Raw genomic sequence first — 21963 nt, 5'->3', positions numbered from 1 at the left:
TTTTTCTGGTAACATTCAAATAAGATATTCTTAATTGTTAGATAACGAAACTTCTTATTACACTATCACAATATTTATTTCTCAAATGTTTTCTCCTGGCTACGATTAAATCAGCAACCCATAATTATATAGAGATGACCTTAGCTTTGGCTTTATTAAGTTTAAATTTTATGATTAATTTAATCACTATGAAAAAATAACTAAACCTAAAATAAGTGTTTGGAGAGATGGCATTAAAAAGTCTATTAATTATGACTGATGCACCGCCTACCGACTTATGATTCTGAAACCTTTACAGGTCATACTAAAAACTCTATGATTGATACTGCTGAAAGTGTTGCAGTGAGATTAAAATCTTTGGAATGAGGAAATTTAGAAAAATTTTGCATTAACAACCTAAGATAATCAAGCTAGTTGCTACAATCTTAAAAAGAATCTTAAAAATTTAAAAAACTTTATCGAGTCCAGATTATAGTAACTATCACTAAAAAAATGAGTTTAATTAAAACAGCCGTTCGTTGGCGACATGGGACAGGGGTTTTGTTTGCTTTATTAGCAATATTTGGGATGTTATCCCTGTTTAATTTACCTTTAGAATTACAACCCGGTGGCGATCGCCCAGAAATTACCATTACGACCCCTTATCCTGGTGCAAGTCCGGCAGAAGTGGAAGACTTGGTAACTCGTCCCATTGAGGAACGTTTAGAAGAAGTTCAAGGGATACAAGAGATCAGCAGTACCAGCAGCAACGGAACCAGTAACATTAGTGTCGAATTTACTTGGAATACGGACATTGAGCGCAGTTTAATCGACGTTCTCAATAAATTACAACAAGTCGAAGCCCTCCCCGCAGAAGCAGACGAGTCTAACGTAGAAGTGGTAAGCGGTAGCAGTAGTCCGATGATGTGGGTTATTTTAATCCCGAAAGAAGGTTACACCCCCGATGAATATCATTATCGGGACTTAGTGGATGATGTGGTCGTCCCTCGTTTACGTCAAGTGCAAGGGGTAGGACAGTTTATTATTTCTGGGGGACGAGAAAGGGAAGTTGAGGTTATTGTCGATCCTAAAGCATTGGCTGATCGCAACCTTACTATTGGAGATGTGGTTAATACACTGCGTAGCAATAATAGAGATATTCGCGGTGGCCCATTGGTGTTGGGAAGACGAGAATATCGGGTGAGAACCCTCAGTCGTATTAATAATGTACAACAGTTAGAAGGGTTTGTCTTGCGTCGAGATGAGTCAGGGACTGTGTATTTAGGAGATGTGGCCCAAGCGCGTATGGGAAGAGCGATCCAAGATCGGGCATTGGTGAGGAATAATGAGCCAGCCGTCGGTATTGGTATTATGCGCCAGGTGGGTGGTAATGTTCCCGAAATTTCCGCCGGTATTCGTGCAGCATTACAAGACTTAGAACAGCGGTTTGATCGGGAAGGAGAAGGGATCGCCTTCGACATTACCTACGACGAAAACGATTATATCAACGCTTCTATTTCCTTTGTGCAGAGTAATCTAATCATGGGTGCTATCTTAGCTGCCTTGATTTTACTGTTATTTTTAGGGTCATTGAGAACCGTTGGGGTTATTGCGATCGCTATTCCTACCACCTTAATTACTGTTTTTATCGTCTTCTTTTTACTAGGCCGAACCCTTAATGTGATTAGTTTAGCCGGGTTAGCCTTTGCGGTGGGGATGGTAGTGGATAATGCGATCGTTGTTCTCGAAAACATTTTTACCCATATGCAGCAGGGTAAAACCCCTATGAAAGCTGCTATTGACGGCACTCAGGAAGTGGGAGGTGCCATGTTAGCCTCGACTTTAACCACGGTAGCGGTATTTGCACCTATTGTTCTCGTAACAGGAGAAGCCGGACAATTATTCTTTGATATTGGTATCGCCTTATCTGCGTCAGTTTTATTCTCTCTGTTTGCTGCTTTAACCCTTGTTCCTATGTTGGCCGGACTGTTTTTAAACCGGACTGAAGCAGAACAAATGTTAGCAGAAGTGAACCATCAAGGGGGTAACTGGTTAGAGAGACAAGTAGCGCAAACTTCAACAATATTTCGTAGAGGACAAGGAAAATTAGAAGATTTTCTGCTCAAAACTGTCAAATGGTCATTAGGAAGGGGTAAAGTTAAACGTCGCTTACTTATTTTAGCCATTCCTCTGGCCTTAATTGTGGTTAGTTTGCAAATTTTACCCCCACCGGACTACTTACCCCAAGGAAACCGTAACCTGATTTTATGGTTAGCTGAACCCTTTCCCGGAACCAGCATACCTGAAGCTATTGAACAGTCCGAACCGGCGAGAAAGTTCGTTAGTGAACAACCAGAAATCATGAGAACGTTATATGTTCATCGGCCAGGAAGACGTATTATTGCTGCTTTTGTCCATCCGGATCAAGCTACCGGTAACACCTTAGATAGTTTGGTTAACCGACTCCGTAGCAAAAGTTTAGAGTTTCCAGGGTATCGTTTTATGGTGCCTATTCGGGCTTCTATTTTTAATGATCCAGGAAAAGAGTTTGAAGTAAAAATTATTGGGGAAAACTTAGACGAATTAAATAACATACAACAGCAACTGAACCAAGAAATTCGACAATTACCAGGAGTAGAGAATGTTCGCTCTAATTTTGTTACCGGTGCGCCGGAATTACAAGTGATCCCTAACCGTGTCCGTTTAGCGGAGTCTGGTTTATCTGAGTCAGAAATTGGTTCAATGGTACAAAGTGCGTTAGGGGGTTTAAGGGCTTCGGAATTTGTGGACGGGAAACGGGAATTAAACGTGAGTGTGGAACTCAAAGACACATTTGTAAGCAACCCTGACCAATTACGACAACTCGCCATGTACAATGGTCAAGGTCAATTAGTGCAACTATCAGATGTGGCCGAGGTTATTGAAACCACTGGGCCTGATGCCATTAACCATGTGGACTTGGAACGTTCCATTACCCTAACCGTCAGTGTGGGTAGACAAGCACCATTAGGAGCGTTGGTCGATCAAACTGAAACACAGATTTTAGAACCATTGCGGGCTAATTTACCCCCAGGTGTGCGCTTAGAATTAGGGGGATCTGCCGATGTTTTAGCAGAAACTTTGTTTCAGTTAGGTGCAACGTTTTTCCTCTCTTTGGTTATCACTTATTTACTCTTAGTTGCGTTGTACCGCTCTTTTATTTACCCTCTGTTGATCATGGCCACAGTACCGATGGGAATGACTGGGGCCTTGTTAAGTTTAGTCTTAGCTAATGCCATTCCTGGGGTGGTAGTTCCTTTAGATATGATTACCGGGTTAGGATTTGTCATTTTGACCGGTATTGTTGTTAATAACGCTATTTTATTAGTAGATCGCGCTTTGCAACTCCAAGAGGAAGGGGTAGAGTACGATGCCTCTTTATATTATGCCGTCGGCGATCGCTTACGTCCTATTTTTATGTCTGCCGGTACTAGCGTCTTAGGGATGTTACCGTTAGCTATTATTCCAGGAAAAGGGGCCGAACTATATCAAGGGTTAGGTATTGCTTTAACCGGAGGATTAATTTTATCCACCTTTTTAACCCCGACAGTTATCCCTGCATTGATGGGGTTATTACAGGATTTTAAAGCAAGAGAAAACAGTGAACAGGGAACGGTTAAAGTGTTTCAGGAGAAGGAAAAACAAAAACAACATTAATATAAGGAGACTCACGAAAGCGATTTATGCTACAAATGTTAACAATATCTCAGAGAATATTTAACCCAAAAAAAGTCTTAAGAATTATCGAAGAAACCTAAAACCTACGACTACAATGAAGGCAGACCAGGAAGCTTAAGGTTTATTCCCTATTTTTTAAGGAGACATCATGACAATATCTCGTCAAGAACAATATTTTGGTTTAATCGATCAATTAATGCGTTGTCCTAATGGAGAAGAACCTAACTTATTAACAGCCAATAGCGAATTAATCGATCAAGGTTTTATTGAATCTTTGGTACAAGTTTCTACTATGATGGCTCACGAAAATAACCCCGATGGAGCAAAATTTTTAATTCATGTTGCCCGTGAGTTAGCTAAAGAATTGGGGTTATATCCTGAAGCCCCAGCGAATAGCTAAAACAGTGAGCAGTGAACTTAACTGGTAGCTCATAACTGGTCCCTGTTCACTGGTCACTGATAACTGTTCACTGTATAAACAATTATGTTGAACAATATTTTATCACTTTTCTTACAAAACAATTGTCCACTGTGTGAACGTGCAACCTCCGAAGAAATTTGTGATTATTGTCAGAAACAATTAAAAAGTTTTCAATTAAAACAGCCTCAAAAATTTTGGAAAGGGGACTTACCGTTATTTGTTTGGGGAGAATACGACGGAAAATTAAAACAAGCGATCGCAGCGTTTAAATATGATAAACATCTTCAAATTGGTGAACTTTTGGGAGTTTGGTTAGCAGAAACTTGGCAAAACTATTCTTTAATCAATCCTAATTTATTTCCTTTAATTATTCCTATTCCAATTCATCAAACCAAAGAAAAAATAAGAGGTTTTAATCAATCGGAAATTATAGCAAGAGGATTTTGTCAAGTGACAAAATATCCTTTAAAGAAGAGAGGATTAATAAGAGTTCGTTCCACAAAACCGATGTTTAGTTTAACTGTTGAAGAAAAAGAAAACAATATTAAAGGTGCGTTTAAATTAGGAAAATCATTACAAAATTATTCTGTATCTAGACCTATTTTATTAATTGATGATATTTATACTACAGGTACAACGGTTAAAGAAGCAGCGAGAATGTTACAACATCAAGGAAAAAAAGTATTAGGGGTACTTTCCGTCTGCACTCCACGTCATTTATAGCAGTTTCCATCTCTCGATTTGAGGCAGAGGGAGATTATGAGTCCAAAAAATGCTATATAATATAGCTCAAACGGTGCCACATTATAACATTAGTTCAATTATAGATTAATAAAAAATAGACAAATTGATTGTTTAAACTGATCTCTAAACCATGATTAAACTCAAAAAAATATCTATCATTTTACTAATTAGCAGTATATTTTCTGTAGCTAATATTGCTTTGAATTCTCCAAAAAGTTTGGGTCAAGAAGAAACAGAACCTACCGAAGAAACCGTTTTAGAGGAGGTAGAAGAAACCCCATCATTAACGGCAGTACAATGGTATAATAAAGGAGTCGATCAAATCGATGTAGGAAACTACCAAGCAGCTATCGAAGCGTTTACAGAGTCCATTAAACTCAACAAAAGTGATGCAGATTCTTATTATAATCGGGGCTATTCTTACTTACTTTTAGAGCAATTTGAAGAAGCGATTAACGATTATGATCAAGCCATTGAATTAAATGCTGAATTTGCCTATGCTTATGGGAATCGCTGTTATGCTTATTATCAATTGAAAAATCATGAACAAGCCATAGAAGATTGTTCTCAAGCCATTGAATTAGAAGCCAATTATGCAGACTTTTATATCTATCTCGGTAACGCTAAAGATGATTTAAAAATGCACGAAGCAGCCATATTAGCCTACAATCAAGCCATTGCTCTCAGTGAAAATAATCCTAAAGCTTATTATAATCGCGCCTTAGCTTATAATCGTTTAGGAAAGTCTCTACAAGCGGTTGAAGACTATACCAAAGCCTTACAATTGAACCCTAACTTTGCCGATGCTTATCATAACCGAGGGGTGACTCGATTTAAACTAGAAGAAAGAGAAAAAGCGATCGCAGATTTAGAAAAAGCAGCCGAATTATTTCAAGCTCAAGGTAACACAAATAACGCCCAACACGCGATCAACACCCTACAACAATTACAAACAGAAGAGTCTCTCTAGCTGATATCCTAGTAACAATAAAGCCTGCATTAGCAGGCTTTATCAATTAAAATAAACTATCTGGCCATAGTCTAACCCTATGGCTTTTACTTACCACCCAGTTTCTGCTTGACTTAAAACATAAGTCGCCACATCTTCAATCTGTTGAGCATTTAAACGCCCTTGAAACGCTGGCATAGCATTTTTACCATTGGTGACTTGATAGACAATTTTTTCTAGGGTATCCACTCCATTTTTCTCTAGAGCATCTTTTGCTAAACCTTTACTTGCTCCTGCGACTACGTTACCGCCACCCATGTGACAAGAGGCACAGTTAGCCGTAAAAATCCCTTTACCAGCACTTGCGTCACCAGCTAAGGCAGGGGAAACAAAACTGAAACAACAAAGGGCAAAAAGCAGTAAAATCAGGGACAATAATCTTTTCATCGTGTTCTCTGTTCTCCTTACAAAGATCAATCCGTTATTAATCTTCGCTATAAGTTTTGAGTCTGTCAAAAGACACAACGTCAAACTTGTCAACCTATCACAGTTTAGGGTGTTGATTAGCAAACAAAATCTTTTTTGTCCAAAGACAGCTTGTAAAAGGTCTCTCTTTTTCTTATAATCAGAGACGGAAAAAAATACTGACAAAACTATATTTTGTCATAAAGAACTCATAAGGAATAATATAATGTCTAAGAAATTAGGTCTACTCATTGCTACTGTTGCTTTCGTTATCTCCAGTTTCTTCGTTGCTGTTAACCCCGCAGCAGCCGGAACCGTTGAAGTAAAAATGGGTAGTGACTCTGGAATGTTAAAATTTGAACCGACTGAAGTAGAAATTAGCCCCGGAGATACTGTTAAATGGGTTAACAATAAGCTTGCTCCCCACAACGTTGTTGTAGAAGGAAGTTCCAAACTTTCCCATAAAGGACTTGTTTTTTCCCCTGGAGAAACTTTTGAAAGCACTTTCAACGAACCTGGAGAATATACTTACTACTGTGAACCTCACCGTGGTGCTGGCATGGTTGGTAAAGTAATTGTCAAGTAGTTTTTATTATTCTTAACAATACATAAGTTTAGCCTACGAGCCTCATTTTCGTAGGCATTTTTATTTTTGAACATCTAATAAACGCTGCATTAAAAGCTTAGCCTGTTGCGTAATGATACCCCAGTCTTGATGATCTAGGGCATGATTAGGAAATAATTGACTCGATAAGCCAACAGCGATCGCCCCTGCTTCGATAAAATAAGTTGCATTATCTAAAGTAACCCCTCCTGTAGGAATCACAGGAATAGAACCAAGGGGACCTTGTAACCCTTTAATATAGGCAATACCACCAATAGCTTGAACAGGGAAAACCTTAACACAACTGGCTCCTGCTTGCCAAGCCGTGATGATTTCTGTGGGGGATAACGCTCCGGGGATGATAGGAATATGGTGATTAATAGCTGTTTGAATCAAGGTTTGATTAACATGGGGTGTAAAACAAAATTGAATACCGGTTGCGATCGCTTTTTCTAATTCTTCTAGGGTTAGAATAGTGCCGGTGCCAATAATACACTCAGGTAAATCTTGTTTTAACTGTTGAATAATCTTAGCCGGTTCATAACTATTCCAAGTAATTTCAATAATTTTCATACCCCCGGTTGCCACAGCTTTACCCATGTTTACACCCTGTTCTATATTGTCAGTGCGAATCACAGCAATAGCCCGATGTTGTTTTAATAATTTTCGCCAAGACTGTGAGGGGTTCACGGCAGAATCTACTATTAGCAATATTATTGAATATGAGAACTAGGAGGATTTAACTGATACGTTTGTTGACGTTCAACGGTTTCAACTCCTTCAATTTGAGCAATATGATTGAGTTGCTCTGACGAAATTGAACCATTGATAATACCAATATTAGCTAAAGTTTGTGTTACTTTCATTCCAGAGGATTGTAACTTCTGTGCTATTTGCTCAATTTGAGACAAATGGGCATCGTCAATACATATCGATACTTGAACGTTTGACATTTACTCACCTTAAATAGAAGTTTAAAAAGGCCAAGGAGTAGATAAATATAAACATAGATTACATCTATCTACCCATTATGCTAACAAAATCGACGTTCAATGGGTGCTTGAACTAAACCGACTCCCACATCAGTAGCAGGCAAAGGTAATGTTTTAGCATTAGCTATCAGCGCATTCCAAAGATCCATGCCTCGTTTTCCCGTTGCCTCAGCGTATAAAGCAGCAATTCCTGCTACGTGAGGAGTTGCCATACTGGTTCCACTAATCGCTTTATATCTTGAGGGTGGATTAGGATCAATACCAAATGGTGTCATTTGTGGGATAGTATCCGTTGAATAGGTAGAATAAATTTCAGGCAAAGGCGATCGGCCTGCATTGCCCCCAGGTCCAGCAATATTGACTTCTCCCCCATCCGAATTAATTCCACCATTGGAGTAAAAAGACACTCCCAAGTCAGGATGTACAGCAGCCACTCCCATAATTGAAGGGCAGTTAGCAGGACGACCGACAGGACTAATAAAACCCGGCCTGCTACTTTCATTTCCCGTGGCAGCAATAATTAAGGTGCCTCGTCTCAAAGCCCGTTGAGCAATTCTTTCGTAAGATCGGGGAAAAGGATCACCAGGAAACGTTCTGGCACCTAAAGACATCGAGATAATATGACAATTATTAGCAATTGCCCAACTAATGGCCTCTAAAATACCCCCATCAGCACCCGATCCCTGATTGCTCAACACTTTCCCTGCAAAAATTTCTGCATTGTAGGCAATACCATAACGCATGGGAGAAGCTGGATCAGGTGGATTGAGCGGACCACAAGCTGTTCCAATACAGTGAGTTCCATGACCATTTAAGTCTTGAACGGTCTCCCCGTCAATAAAAGATTCGCTGGTAATGGCACGACCTACAAAATCGGGATGTTTTAGGTCTAAACCGGTATCAAGTACAGCCACTTTAATGCCAGCACCACTATATTTACTATTGATGACATTAGTAGCTTGTAAGCCCCAAGTCGCAGCACTATCAGAAAAAGCAGCAGCCGTTACTTGTTGTTGTAATGTTGTTGTTTCTGTGGTTAAACTGTCTACCAGATGAGTAATACCATCTTTATACCCTTGAAGATAATGAGCGGTATCTTGACTAATTTTATGGTTACCAAAGGCATACATAATCTGTTCTGGTTCAACGGATAAAACGGGTTGCGAACCCGCAACGGCTGAACTTAAAGACTGTAGACGATCAGGATCTAGAGAAACCACAGCAATCCCTAAATTACTTAATACAGACATATCAGACTCTCGAACCCCTGTGGAATCGGTAACGGCTGATATTCCTAAACTCAAATCTTCTTCCGGTAACACCACTATATAACGACCTGTTGTTTGTGTAGGTCGGTTCAAGGAATTATAAGTCATAAGATTTTCTCTCCTATTTGACTATCATTAACTTCCGATGCTTATGTAGGTGATCTTCTCGTTAAACATTAAGAGTATTATTAGGGAACAAAATATAAGGATATAGGGAACACAATATAAAAACTACAGTATGACTTCGATGAGTTTCAGATTAACTACCTATGACAAGCTCATAATTTAATATTTAGCCAGGCTATCATTTTTAATGAGAAACTCAGCATAATGAGGACAATTTAGTTATAAAAATTAATTTAATAACAATTCATTTTTAACAAAAGTTAAGTTTGATTAAAAAGAGTAAAATTAAGCCTACCTCTTGTTTTTAAACTGAGGATACGATAGGCAGATTAATGGTTAATTTTTAAAAGTTTCATTAATGACTAAATTATCTCGATGAATAATAGTACCTCCTCCATCATAACCTAATATTTCTGGGATATTATCTGAGTGATTTCCTTTTATTTTCTCTATTTCTTCTTGACTGTAGTTAACAATTCCTCTAGCAATTTCTTTACCGTTTTTATCACATAATTGAACAGCATCGGCTGAATAAAAATTACCTTCGACTTTAATGATTCCTGCTGCTAATAAAGACTTTCCTTTTTGAGAAATAGCTTTCACTGCACCCTGATCAAGATACAATTTACCACTGGGTAGTAAACCATAAGCGATCCAACGTTTACGGGCATTATCATTTTTTAATTGTGCCTCAAATTTAGTACCAATATCTTCACCATTGATTATTTTTAATAAGTTTTCTGGCTTCTTCCCGTGGGTTATTATGGTAGTGATACCGGCTGATGTTGCTAGTCTCGCTGCTGTTAGTTTAGTTAACATTCCTCCGGTTCCCCATTGTGAGCCTTTATTTCCTGCTTTAATTTGTAATTGATCTAATTCTAAACGATTAACAACTTTGATCGGTTTAGCATCAGGAAAGGTGCGAGGATCAGCCGAATAAAGTTGATCAACATCCGTTAAAATAAATAACCAATGGGCATTAATTAAACTAGCCACTAACGCCGAAAGGGTATCATTATCCCCAAAATTTAACTCTTCAATGGCAACCGTATCATTTTCGTTAACAATAGGAATAACCCCTAATTCAAACAAAGCATCGAAAGTGTTTTTTGCATTGACATAACAGCTACGTTCCATTAATTCTCTACGAGTCAATAAAACTTGAGCAATGGGTTGATTTAAAGCAGTAAAAAGGTCATCATACACTCTAATTAATCTACCTTGTCCAACGGCTGCAATAGCTTGTTTTGTGGCGATTTTTTTTGGCCTTTCTGTTAGTTTTAAGCGACTACAACCCACTCCTACTGCACCAGATGAAACTAAGACAACAAAATATCCTAATTGTCGTAACTCTGTTAAACTTTCTACTAAAGCAGCAATGGTAGATAAGGCTAATTTTCCTGTCTCTGGTTGGGCAAGACTAGAGGTACCGATTTTTACAACAATAGTCTGGGCATGGTTCATAAATGATCAAAAAAGAAGTAATATAAAGGTTATTTTGCAGCCCGTAAAGCAGCCCCAATTAAACCAACTTTGGGGTTTAAAATAATATGAACAGGCATTTGAGATAAGAGTGAACTCATACGTCCTTTTGCTTTAAAAGATTCCATAAATGTCCCTTTTTTCAATAAAGTTAATATTTTAGCTGCAATTCCTCCTGCTATATATACTCCCCCATATGGTAATATTTTCAAAGCTAAATTTCCAGCTTCTGCCCCGTAAGCTGAAATAAATATTTCCATCGTTTGTTTACACAAAGCATCTTTATCTTCAATAGCTGCTTTAGAAACCTCTGCACTTAAATCAATCTTTTTTTCTCGTTTCCAAGTTTCGTAAATTTCTTTTAATTTCTCTGATTCTTTCTCAGGATATTTGTAACGTAAAAATTGATAAATAGCACCAATTCCCATACCAGAAACAACTCTTTCGATAGAAACTCTGGATAAATTATATTTATCTTTAATATAGGTTGATAATTCAAATTCTAATTGAGTTCGTGGAGCAAAATCTGCATGAGAACCCTCTGAAGAAAATACATGATAATGACCACTGCTTGAAGGGGTTAAAAAACATTCTCCTAAACCCGTTCCTGCACCTAAAACGGCCATTGGTGTATTTAGTTTCGGTTCTATATTTTGTAGGGTACATACATCATCTTTATTTAATCCTAAAATACCGTAACCAATAGCAGCGAAATCATTGATCAGATTGACTCTTTCTAAAGATAACTGTTTTTCTAGTCGATCACCTGTTAGTGACCAACTCAAATTAGTTAATTCTGAGGTATTATTAACTACAGGACCAGCAATACCAAAACAGCCATTTTTGACGGTAATTTTTTGTTCTAATTCTTGTTTTGCTTCTTTTAAAAATTCTTTGACAATCGGCACTAAATCATCATAGTTTTGACTCGAATAAGACTTTTCGTACAAAGTAGTTTGTTCGGGTAAATTTTTAACTTTTTTAGGATTTTCTGAATTAACTAAACGCAAAATGGTTTTAGTTCCTCCAATGTCACCAGCGAGTAACACAGTCATAATAAATTTAACCTCAATTCTTTTCTTTTTTTAGTTTAATCAAAAGGTGTTATTCTGTAAAATAGTCGTTATCTATTTTTTTAATAGCATAGGATTCAACCAGAGAAACCCCTACGTTATAATCAATTAATAATTCACTCAGTTTTTGACCATCAATTAAAATAATTTTACTGTCAATCATGGTGCTATATTCTATCGCTTCTTTACTAAAGTTAGAAGTAGTAATAAATATCCCTTTTTTAGCTTGTTTTCCTAATAATGCACCAGCAAACTTTTGTATTTCTGGTCTACCGACAGTATTCTCCCAACGTTTAGCTTGAATATAGATAATATCTAGCCCTAATCTATCTTCTTTAATAATACCATCAATGCCCCCATCATTGACTTGTCCTACTGCTTCTCCTGCTTCTTTTCTTGATCCTCCATATCCCATAGAAATCAGTAAATCAATGACTAATTTCTCAAAGAAATTAGGAGAATATTGTTTAATAGTTTCTAATAGCTCTTTTTTTATATCTTCTTTGATTGCCAGATAAATTCTTTCTAATTGTTCTTCTGGTGTTTTGTTTTCTTCTCTTATATCTGATGATTGATTGGAATCAGACAATAAACGATTATTATTTTCTTCTTTATTATTATTTTGAAAATCTATAAATTCAGGAAACTGTTTCAAAAATTTAACATTTATTGCTTGAATACTATTATCGTTTAAGACTTTTTTCCCTTTCTGGGTTATTTTAAAATATCCCCATTTTGTACTCTCTAATAAACAGGCTTTTTTTAAATAAGTTTTTGCCCACCCAACCCTATTATCAAAAACAGCTTGTTGTCCACTGGGTAATCACTGTTTTCTGTTCTCATGAGTTAGATTAAAGTGGATAGCTAAAGATTCAATGCACTCTCTTAAAGAATGTTCTTGCTCATCTCCAGAATATTGAAGTAAAGGAAACATGATTGATTGATAATCAGGAATACTCATGAAATGAAATACTATTCTATTACCTAGGATTATTATATGTTATGAGTTGACTTCAAAAAACTTTATACGAAAAACAATAGGTGTACTCAATCATTAGATAAATACACCCATTATGAGAAACCTAATACTCAATAGCTTCGTCTACTATAAAAAAATCTATGATATTAGTTATGTATTCAATTGTCTCAAAGATAAAAATGAAAAGCCTTCGGGCGTCTTGCCGTGTTTCGACTCCAAAGGCGTTTTCATATCACTCTTACTCCTCACACACAAGAATAATATAGCAAGCAAAATACTCAAGACCAATATAAGTTATGACACTTTATCAATTGTCACAAGTTCCTCCCTGATCAAGACAAGTTAAAATTAGCTACAATCTAGACCCTGACAGAATTATAAGATAAAGATTGTTACGAAATTAGACCCATTAGTCTTTTTTGTCAGGGAAGATTGCTAGGTTAAGCTTTATAATTGGGCATATTATTAAAAGGAATCTCACCAAGCGGGTTGGTAACCAGTCAGGAAACAATCAGCACAATTTCCTAGGAGATATTGCTAAGGTGAGAAACTCAAAAGTAGTCAATTTTTATTACTTTTTATTCTTTGCACCTATGAAATTTTTGAAACTGCTTTCACCTTTTGTTTTCAACGTCGTCGGGGGTTTTTCCCCCATTTTATTATCTCTGTTTTTTGGTATATCTCCTAGTCTAGCTGCTGAAAATATTGTATTAAAAGTAGGATTACTACAACATAAAATTTCTGTTGAAGACTTACAAAAATTGGCAGAAACTGAACAAGTCTCTTCTAGTTTAAAGCCCTATGATTTTTTACTAACCAATGAAGTTAAACAAATTTTATTTCAAAGTTTTAATATTGATACTTTAATTGCAGAACAATTTTTAAACGATCTTTTAAAAAGTGACGACGGCAAAAAATTGTTAAGAGAAATAATTCAAGCTTTACCTAATAGTAGTATTGCTGAACTGAAAGAAGCATTACAATTACTTTTAAAAAACACAAATCATCTAAGTATTATTAATTTTTTACGAGTCTATCCCCAAGAAACTGTTACGATTGATGTTTCAAAAATGGCCATTTTAGGACTAAAGATGAATGGTTCTTTTTTGCACAGCCGATTGATTAGTTCTCAATTGGATAAAGGTTTTAAAGACTTATCTCAAACAGAAATCTTACCAAAATTTGATCCCACAGAATCAGGAGAACAAAGAGTATCTATAGAAACCAGTGTGCTTTACGATCGCAGTCGAGATCGTTATATTCCCCTAGATATTTATACAGCTAAAAAAACCCAGGGACCTCTTATCATTATGTCTCATGGATTTGCTTCAGACCGTCGATTTTTGCGTTATTTAGCAAAACATTTAGCCTCTTATGGTCTGACAGTGGTTTCTGTTGAACATCCTGGGAGTGATATTAACGCACTAATTAAAACAGCAACAGGGATAAAACTGAGTCAAATTTTACCATCAGCAGAATTCATTGATCGGCCTCAAGATATTAGTTTTGTCTTAAATCAATTAACACTTGTCAATAAAAATAATCGATCTTTTCAAGGAAAATTTAATACTAAAAAAGTTAGTATTATTGGTCATTCATTTGGGGGTTATACTGCCTTAGCCTTAGGAGGTGCATCTTTAGATTTAAAAAGGTTAAGACGTTTTTGCCAAAAAAACTCGCCTTTAGAGCGATCGCCAGCAGATTGGTTGCAATGTGCAGCAGGAGAATTACCGTATCCTCAGCGAACGTTTAAAGATAATCGTATTAAACAAATCATCGTTTTTAATCCCATTATTGGCGAATTATTTGGGGATAATTTATCTCAAATTAAAGTTCCAACTTTAATGTTATCTGGTTCAGATGATGGCATTACCCCTACCGTTGCCCATCAATTAAAACCCTTTAAACAACTGTCTGGAGAAAAATATATGGTCATGGCTATGGGCGGAACTCATATGAGTATTAGTGATATGAATAGTATGAATAGTGTGATGGGACAAAGTACCCTAGTCAAAGAAGTTATGGGAATAGATGCAGAGCCCGTTCGTGAGGTTGTCAGAGGGGTTAGTTTAGCCTTCATTCAACAGTTAACTCCTGAAAAATCTCAGTATAAAATGTTTTTAACTCCAACTTATATTGAATCATTATCCCAAGAAAATTTGCACTTTCGTATGGGACAAGAATTACCTTCCAGTGTGAAAACCTGGATTAATGTTATGAATATGGAGACACCGAAAGTTAGTTTATCATCGATTCAATCCAAGTTTGCTCCCTTACAAAATATACAACGTTATTTTATCAATGCACGACGACTTTTCTTGCAACCTCAATATAGCACTGAAAAACTGAATGATTTATTTACAGGGTTACTTCACAATCACGATGATAACTTAGATAAATGGAGTTAAGAGAAGAGGATGGGGTGTAGGGTGTTGTAGGGTGTAGGGAGTCTACTTCGACCCTTCGACAAGCTCAGTAACAGGGAAGAATTTGTATTTTGATTTTTCATCGGATAAAAAAAGATTACCAGCAACCCAAAATAACGAGTCACTGGTAACTATTAACTGATAACTGTTTAGTTATTACTGATTTTCCGTAGTGGTTTCTACTTCTTTGTTTTCCGTAACGGTTTCTGCTTCTTCGTTTTGTTGCGCTGCTTGTTCAGCTTCAGCTTTAACACATTCTAAAACTCGAACCATAGCGGCCGCAGTATAGTCACGAGTTGCTGGTTCGTCAGGGGCAAACTCAGTTCCCTGTTCATTGATAGGAGTCGCTACACCACAGTAAGCAGACATTTCGCTAATCACTTCAGTAGCCCAACTACTAGAAGTATCAGAAAAAACAAGCGGTTCTTGAGTTGGTTGTAATTCTTCTGATAACTCTAACTGAGTTCTGAGATGAATAGCCATACGACGCATGGTATCCATTAACTCAGCCCGAGTAATGGGTTCACTGGGTTGTAAGGTATTGTTAGGATTACTAAGATTAAGAAACTTCCACTCAGCCCATTTGATTTTTTTGGCACTCCAACGGGAACTATCTACATCTTTGAAGGCTACCACGTCCTGTTCTGGTGTGGCATCTAAATCAACTTTGTAAACCGTACCAATGGCATCAACCGCCATAGAAATCAACTGTTCACGAGTAACCGCTTGGTCGGGACGAAACGTATTATCATCAAACCCTGAAACTAAGCCCATATCAACCGCTTCAGCAATTTGGACTTGATAAATGTTGTTATCGACATCAACAAAAGCAACTTTAGGGGCTTGGGTGTCGGGAGTAGTGGTGACAGGAGGAGTCTCAGGAAGGTCGCCACCGGCTGCGATCGCAGCTTGAGAACCGCTAAAATAGAAGTGTCCTAATACTTTCTCTTCATAGGTTCGTTTGGTGAATTGCCAACCTGGATAAAGGTGAACTTTCATGAACCCTTCGGCCATTCCTTTGGTACTACCGATGACAATTTCACTGTAACCGGGGGTTCTGGGAGTTCCCACTAACACTAATTCCCCATCACGACGTACTAGACGCAGTAAATAATCTAAACCAAGATCATTACCATCAAGACGAATGGAATAGCCGTTACTATCGGTAGAACGACGACAAATGCCAGTAAAATCAAAATTGAGTAATAAGGGGTCAACTAAGACAGGATTGGAACCGCTTTCTGCCCAACAATCTTGTTTATCAGGAATTTGCTCAATCACTAACAGATCATATTTATCATCTCCGTAGGGTCTGGCGATCGCAATAACTCGACTTTGATCTAAAGCGGTTTCACTAAAGGTAGAAGCTTTAACAGGAAGATTGAAAGGGATTAAACTACCGAGGGTAACGGTGGCGAGAGTAGCGAGTTTTAGGGGTAATCTAGATATTTTCATGGTTTCAACTATAAGGTTATGTTGGAGGCTTGTATTAAATAATAGCGAAAGACAATTCTATTCATCGCTATCTGTTGACCGATTTATGGGGTACGGAGTTCCTACCCCTATAGGAGTATCACAAAGGTTGTCAATTTTGAGTAAATGGGAGTGACAATTATTAGATTGACTATTAATTCTCAAAATTACCCTCAATATTAATCAAGTTTTAAGAATTTAAGTTGTCATTTCTAGGTCTTTCTGATGGAGAGTAGAGAATAAGGTTAAAATTCTTAACACAAATAATTTAATTGTCAAGGATTAAAATCACTGGTATACAGAGATATAGATCACAGCTAAATAATTTTACGGAGTCAATAATAATCCTCAAACTGCAATTAAGTACAATCAATGAATTCTAAAAAGTTATGTAAGGTTGGATTAGGATTTGTCTTGAATTTTCTTCTAGTTAATGAAGTTCAAGCCATGACAGTTGCTTTTTCTAGGCAATATGATCACGGGATACTAGAAGGAGTTTTTACTGGTAAGGATAAGGATCAAAATGCGATTATAGAAGCTGATGAAATAAGAGATTTTCAAGGAACTTTTAGGAAAGACAATATTCTAATAGCAAATATTACCTCCTCTGAAGCAAAATCAATTAAAGTATTTAATTATGTAGTGGGACAAACAGAGAGTTTGCACTTTGGGATCGAAACAAAAGACAGAAAAATACCAGGATTTCCTAATGATATAAATGTTTTATTCCAGGTAGATTTTAAGAAAGAATATAACTTGCTTCGTAACGAAGATGTTATGATGATAATTTCTGATGCTAACAAGACTGGTACAACCTCCATTTTAGCTAATGAAAAAACATTAATCACCTCTAATACTCAAGTTCCTGAACCCACATCTTTATTCGCTTTACTCATGATTGGGGGTTGGGGTACATCTCATCTATTACTTAAGAAAAATAGTTAGGATTTATTGAACTATTAAGACAATAAAAAGCAATTAATATAAAAATTTTTATTAATTAACAATGAGCAATTTCTTCTCTCTTTTAGAGAGAAGATTTCGGATATCAGGTATATTTTTTTCTCTTTTACTAATTAATAACTAATTGCGATTCTGCAGTAGCGACAATTTTAACATCGAATAAATCTTCAAACACTACTTTTTTATAGTCTAAATTCCATAATTCTAAGGCGCAATCGTCTTGTGAATTAGAGGGAATAAGATGTAAATGAAGCTTTTTGTATTCTTCATCATATTTACAATGAATGTCTTTAATAGCACCAATTTGACGACGATCTAAGGCTACAGCAATCCGTAAGATAGCACTCAATTGTTTAATACGTTTACGATATTGATCTGGTAATTTACTGTAAGCGTCATGTTTTTTCTTAGGGGTACTTTTACGATGATAACGGGCAATGTTAGCAATGGTTTCAATTTCAATTTCTGTAAAGCCTAATAATTCTGCATGACGAATTAAATAATAAGAATGTTTATGATGAGATGAATGACTAATATAAACACCACAATTATGTAAAATAGCTGCTGACCACAATAATTCCCGTTCGCTTTTTTCCCAGTCATGAAGTACACCAGCCAGTTGCTCAAATAAACTGACTGCAAAATTAGCAACTGTTTCCCCATAACCGAGATCAACTTGATATTTTCGGGCGATTTTATAAACACTTCTTTGACGAACTGCCGTTTGAAAACTAAGTCGATCTTCAATTAATCCGTGGCTTAACATCCAATCAACGATCATTCCTTCTCTTAAAGCCCTTTCACAAATAGTAATCGTTTCCAGGTCTAACATGGTCATAGCTTCTAAAAGAATAACCGCGCCAGCAACAATAATTTCTGCTCTTTTTTCGGACATTCCTGATATATCAACCCGTTCTTCATAGGTCAAAGAAACAAGTTTTTTAACCATATCTTTGAGGTCTTTACGACTCATTTGATACCCTTGTAACGGACTCGGTAGTTCCCCTAAAGTTTGGATAGCATCGATACCGACTAAGGTTTCAATGGTTCCTGATGTCCCTACAGCTTGGAGGGTTTCCCCTGGTTTTAGTTTCCGTTTAATCTCATCAATGGGCCGTTCTAACATTCCTCGCACATAAGCCCGTAAATAGGTCAATTCTGTCTCTTCAATAGGGTCACTACTGATCAACTCATTAGTCAGACGAACCGCCCCAACTTTGGTACTGCTCAAAAATCGGGGTTCTTGAGCATCTGCTAGAACAATCTCCGTTGAACCGCCTCCAATATCAATAATAACGTGGGGTTTTTCTTGGAAATCCATCCCCGATAACACCCCTAAATAGATGCGTCTGGCTTCTTCATACCCCGAAATCAAATTGATGGTAATACCGATTTCTTCTTCAACCTGCCAGATAAAGTCTAACCCATTAGGAGCTTCTCTAGTGGCACTGGTGGCGGCCGCAATAATATGTTCTACCTTGAAACTGTCTGCTAAGTCTTTACATCGCCTGAGAGACGCTAAAGAACGGGCGATCGCTGCTTCGGTTAAATTCCCTGTTTTGGGATCTCTTTCTCCTAAGCGTACTGTATCTTTTTCCCGTGAAATAATGGTAAAAGCGGGTAAGGTTTTATCAATTTCCACAATTACCATGTGAATGGAGTTGGTGCCAATATCAATAGCAGCTAGGATACAAGTTTGTTCAGAAACCATATTTTCTTGCCGGAAGTTGCTGTTAGCCATTAAGGTTAGGAACTAATAACGATAGTGTTTCTCTATGTTTATATTGTCTCATCTTGTGTTTCGTCAAATCAGATCGACCCCTATATTCTTCTAGAAGATAAAAATCTCTACAATCCTAATACATCTAGGATCTCAATGCGATGCTCATTAGTCGTATATTATTAAGAACATTGATCAGTTGATGAATGAACATAAAATCAATTATGATTGTCATCAAAATCGACCCATAGAATCAATGTATCTATGGGTTCTTTATCGAATCAAAAAGTGAACCAAAAGGAACCTGTAACAGCAATACCATCAAATACCCGTAAAGAGTTGCGTCAATTAGTCTGCAACCAATTAGCCTTATTATTAGAACAGGGAAATTTAGAAGGAGCAAAATCCCTCTTGGTTCCGGTGCAACCGGTTGATATTGCTGAGGCCATTGAAGGGTTACCCCAGTCTATGCAAGTGATCGCCTTTCGTTTATTGGTCAAAGAAGAAGCGATCGCTGTATATGAACAATTGGACTCAATGGTTCAACAATCGTTAATTGAACAATTTAAACAACAAGAAGTTAGGGATATTGTAGACGAGATGTCCCCAGATGATCGCGCCCGTTTATTTGATGAATTACCGGCTAAAGTCGTCCGTCGTTTACTCGAACAATTAAGCCCAGAAGAACGACAAACCACCGCATTATTATTAGGCTATGAGGAATATACCGCAGGGCGCATCATGACCCCGGAATATATTTCTCTCAAAGAAAGTTTAACGGTTGCCCAAACCTTAGAAAGAATTAGAACCTTAGCCACTGCTTCAGAAATTGTTTATTATCTCTATGTCACTGATGCCTTTCGTCATTTGGTGGGTATTGTTTCGTTAAGAGATTTGGTCTTATCTTCCCCAGAAGTTACCCTAGGGGAAATCATGGCTAAAGAGATTGTTTCGGTCAACACCAATGACGATCAAGAAGATGTAGCGCGAGTGATTCAAAGGTACGACTTATTAGCGGTTCCAGTGGTGGACAAGGAACAAAGATTAGTGGGAGTTGTCACGGTTGATGATGTCATTGATATCTTACAACAAGAAGCCACCGAAGATATCTATGCGTTGGGTGGGGTACAGTCTGACGGCGATAACTATTTTCAAACCAGTTTAATTACTGTAGCCCGAAAACGAGTAATGTGGTTACTGATCTTATTATTGACCAATACCGTCACCGGAACCATTATTAAATCTCAAGTGGGTTTACTCGAACAAATGGCCATCCTGACGGCGTTTATTCCCCTGTTAACTGGGACTGGTGGTAACGTTGGGGCCCAGTCCTCAACGGTGGTCATTCGGGGCTTAAATACAGAGGATATTATGGATCTTGGTGCCGGGCAGGTGATTTTAAGGGAATTAATGGCCGGAGCATTATTAGGGCTTGCTTTAGGGGCTTTAGCGACGGTGTGGGCCTATGGACTCCAAGGTAACTGGTTAGTTTCGATGTCTGTAGGTATTAGTTTAGTAGCGATCGCTATTTTAGCCTCCGTTGCGGGTTCGGCCTTACCCTTTGTATTTCGGTCGTTTGGTCTTGATCCGGCGTTGATGTCGGCCCCGTTTATTACTACTGCAGTAGATGTCATTGGGGTGTTAATTTATTTTTCTATTGCTAGACTTATTTTAGGTCTTTAAATAGCGAGCAATTTTTTCAATTAGATATAAACTAGCTACCGAGTTTCCTTGTGCATCCAAAGGAGGACTATAACAAGCGATCGCTCCTTGTTCTGGCACAATAGATAAGATAGCACCACTGACCCCCGATTTACTCGGAAAGCCAATGTTTTTAGCTAAGTTTTCTGAGGCTTCATATAGTCCACAAGTAATCATAATATTTAGGACAATTTCAGCATTTCTTGATGATATATTCGGGGCATTAACTAATAATAAACCTAAACGAGCTAAGTCAATAACAGTACCAGAAAGGCAGCAAATTTTATTATAAGTATCTAATGTAATTTCTGGGTCATTAATGTGTCCTGTTTTGGTTAATTTATCGATAATTGCTTTATTGCGAATATTGGGTAAAGATTCAACTGATTCTAGCATTGATTCATCTAGAAATAGATGACATTCACTTTTTTGATTTAACCATTGTTGTAAGTTTTTACACTTTTTATCTCCATCATTTCCAGGAAGTAAAGAGGCTAAGGTTAATGCACCACTATTAATCATAGGATTACGAGGAAATCCTTGATCTAATTGTAACTGTTCTAGAGAGTTGAAGGAATAGTTAGAAGGTTGAGATCCTACTTTTTTAAAGATCACTTCTTTTCCAAACTGTGATAGTAAATGCAGTAATAAAAAAGGTTTAATAATACTCATCAAAGGAAACTTAAGATTACTATCTTCTTGACTGACAAGATAATTATTTTGAGTAACAATACAAAAACTTAATATACTAGGTTTACTTTCTTCTAATAGAGGAATATAATTCGGTAATTTGCCTTGTTTAGCTTGTTCAGATGCTTCCGATAACCAATCAGATAATTGTTCTGAAGATAGCTCAGATAATTGTTTCATGTCACATTATT

At 37.2% G+C, this 21963-nt stretch carries 18 protein-coding genes and 1 pseudogene; 8 read left to right on the top strand and 11 right to left on the bottom strand.

What is annotated here, in order from left to right:
- The first annotated feature begins 492 nt into the window (after nucleotides 1-492).
- The 4 genes from CY0110_RS06595 (at nucleotide 493) to CY0110_RS06580 (ending at nucleotide 5831) form a co-directional block, all read left to right on the top strand.
- A complete protein-coding gene (locus CY0110_RS06595) occupies nucleotides 493-3675 on the top strand; it encodes an efflux RND transporter permease subunit (RefSeq protein WP_008274569.1) in 3183 nt (1060 codons plus the stop codon).
- 169 nt (nucleotides 3676-3844) lie between these two features.
- A complete protein-coding gene (locus tag CY0110_RS06590) occupies nucleotides 3845-4096 on the top strand; it encodes a hypothetical protein (RefSeq protein ID WP_008274568.1) in 252 nt (83 codons plus the stop codon).
- 84 nt (nucleotides 4097-4180) lie between these two features.
- Nucleotides 4181-4840: a ComF family protein gene (locus CY0110_RS06585; RefSeq protein WP_008274567.1), complete on the top strand. Its 660-nt coding sequence runs from the start codon at nucleotides 4181-4183 to the stop codon at nucleotides 4838-4840.
- Nucleotides 4841-4991: 151 nt separating this feature from the next.
- Nucleotides 4992-5831 carry a tetratricopeptide repeat protein gene (locus CY0110_RS06580; protein ID WP_008274566.1) on the top strand — a complete coding sequence of 280 codons (840 nt, stop codon included), beginning with the start codon at nucleotides 4992-4994 and terminating at the stop codon, nucleotides 5829-5831.
- Nucleotides 5832-5921: 90 nt separating this feature from the next.
- Here the strand turns inward: CY0110_RS06580 and petJ are convergent, their stop codons facing one another.
- Nucleotides 5922-6257 carry a cytochrome c6 PetJ gene (gene petJ, locus CY0110_RS06575; protein WP_008274565.1) on the bottom strand — a complete coding sequence of 112 codons (336 nt, stop codon included), beginning with the start codon at nucleotides 6255-6257 and terminating at the stop codon, nucleotides 5922-5924.
- A gap of 244 nt (nucleotides 6258-6501) precedes the next feature.
- Here petJ and petE point away from each other — a divergent pair, with 244 nt between their 5' ends.
- A complete protein-coding gene (gene petE / locus CY0110_RS06570; protein ID WP_008274564.1) occupies nucleotides 6502-6861 on the top strand; it encodes a plastocyanin in 360 nt (119 codons plus the stop codon).
- Nucleotides 6862-6921: 60 nt separating this feature from the next.
- Here petE and CY0110_RS06565 read toward each other — a convergent pair whose 3' ends face one another.
- The 7 genes and pseudogenes from CY0110_RS06565 to CY0110_RS30810 form a co-directional block, all read right to left on the bottom strand.
- Entirely contained in the window at nucleotides 6922-7569 is a 648-nt protein-coding gene (locus CY0110_RS06565; protein ID WP_008274562.1) for a bifunctional 4-hydroxy-2-oxoglutarate aldolase/2-dehydro-3-deoxy-phosphogluconate aldolase, read from the bottom strand.
- A gap of 23 nt (nucleotides 7570-7592) precedes the next feature.
- A complete protein-coding gene (locus CY0110_RS06560; protein WP_008274561.1) occupies nucleotides 7593-7832 on the bottom strand; it encodes a hypothetical protein in 240 nt (79 codons plus the stop codon).
- Between the two features lie 80 nt (nucleotides 7833-7912).
- On the bottom strand, nucleotides 7913-9247 hold the full coding sequence (locus CY0110_RS06555) for a S8 family peptidase (protein ID WP_008274560.1): 1335 nt from the start codon (nucleotides 9245-9247) through the stop codon (nucleotides 7913-7915).
- A gap of 354 nt (nucleotides 9248-9601) precedes the next feature.
- Nucleotides 9602-10729, bottom strand: a complete 1128-nt coding sequence (proB, locus tag CY0110_RS06550; RefSeq protein ID WP_008274559.1) for a glutamate 5-kinase — start codon at nucleotides 10727-10729, stop codon at nucleotides 9602-9604.
- A gap of 29 nt (nucleotides 10730-10758) precedes the next feature.
- Complete coding sequence (locus CY0110_RS06545) at nucleotides 10759-11802, bottom strand: glucokinase (protein WP_008274557.1); 1044 nt, start codon at nucleotides 11800-11802, stop codon at nucleotides 10759-10761.
- A 49-nt stretch (nucleotides 11803-11851) separates the two neighbouring features.
- A complete protein-coding gene (locus CY0110_RS06540; protein WP_008274556.1) occupies nucleotides 11852-12475 on the bottom strand; it encodes a restriction endonuclease in 624 nt (207 codons plus the stop codon).
- A 93-nt stretch (nucleotides 12476-12568) separates the two neighbouring features.
- Nucleotides 12569-12754 (bottom strand): annotated as a pseudogene (locus tag CY0110_RS30810) (winged helix-turn-helix domain-containing protein); the annotation flags it as partial.
- Between the two features lie 638 nt (nucleotides 12755-13392).
- On the opposite strand from CY0110_RS30810, the gene CY0110_RS06535 reads away from it, so the two are divergent.
- Nucleotides 13393-15207 (top strand): alpha/beta hydrolase, encoded by a 1815-nt coding sequence (locus tag CY0110_RS06535; protein ID WP_008274551.1) that lies wholly within the window; start codon nucleotides 13393-13395, stop codon nucleotides 15205-15207.
- 174 nt (nucleotides 15208-15381) lie between these two features.
- Here the strand turns inward: CY0110_RS06535 and CY0110_RS06530 are convergent, their stop codons facing one another.
- A complete protein-coding gene (locus CY0110_RS06530) occupies nucleotides 15382-16680 on the bottom strand; it encodes a DUF3747 domain-containing protein (protein ID WP_008274550.1) in 1299 nt (432 codons plus the stop codon).
- A gap of 390 nt (nucleotides 16681-17070) precedes the next feature.
- Between CY0110_RS06530 and CY0110_RS06525 the strand changes: the two genes are divergently transcribed.
- On the top strand, nucleotides 17071-17643 hold the full coding sequence (locus tag CY0110_RS06525; protein ID WP_008274549.1) for a hypothetical protein: 573 nt from the start codon (nucleotides 17071-17073) through the stop codon (nucleotides 17641-17643).
- 127 nt (nucleotides 17644-17770) lie between these two features.
- On the opposite strand, the gene CY0110_RS06520 is transcribed toward CY0110_RS06525, so the two are convergent.
- On the bottom strand, nucleotides 17771-19402 hold the full coding sequence (locus tag CY0110_RS06520) for a Ppx/GppA phosphatase family protein (RefSeq protein WP_008274548.1): 1632 nt from the start codon (nucleotides 19400-19402) through the stop codon (nucleotides 17771-17773).
- A gap of 243 nt (nucleotides 19403-19645) precedes the next feature.
- Between CY0110_RS06520 and mgtE the strand changes: the two genes are divergently transcribed.
- Entirely contained in the window at nucleotides 19646-21064 is a 1419-nt protein-coding gene (gene mgtE, locus CY0110_RS06515; protein ID WP_008274547.1) for a magnesium transporter, read from the top strand.
- Here the strand turns inward: mgtE and CY0110_RS06510 are convergent.
- Nucleotides 21053-21952 (bottom strand): glutaminase, encoded by a 900-nt coding sequence (locus CY0110_RS06510; RefSeq protein ID WP_008274545.1) that lies wholly within the window; start codon nucleotides 21950-21952, stop codon nucleotides 21053-21055. The two genes, mgtE and CY0110_RS06510, sit on opposite strands and share 12 nt — an antisense overlap.
- Nucleotides 21953-21963 lie beyond the last annotated feature (11 nt).

The organism is Crocosphaera chwakensis CCY0110 (assembly GCF_000169335.1).
Lineage (GTDB): Bacteria > Cyanobacteriota > Cyanobacteriia > Cyanobacteriales > Microcystaceae > Crocosphaera > Crocosphaera chwakensis.
Note: the sequence above shows the minus strand (reverse complement) of the source record. Positions and strands in the feature narration are given on the sequence as shown.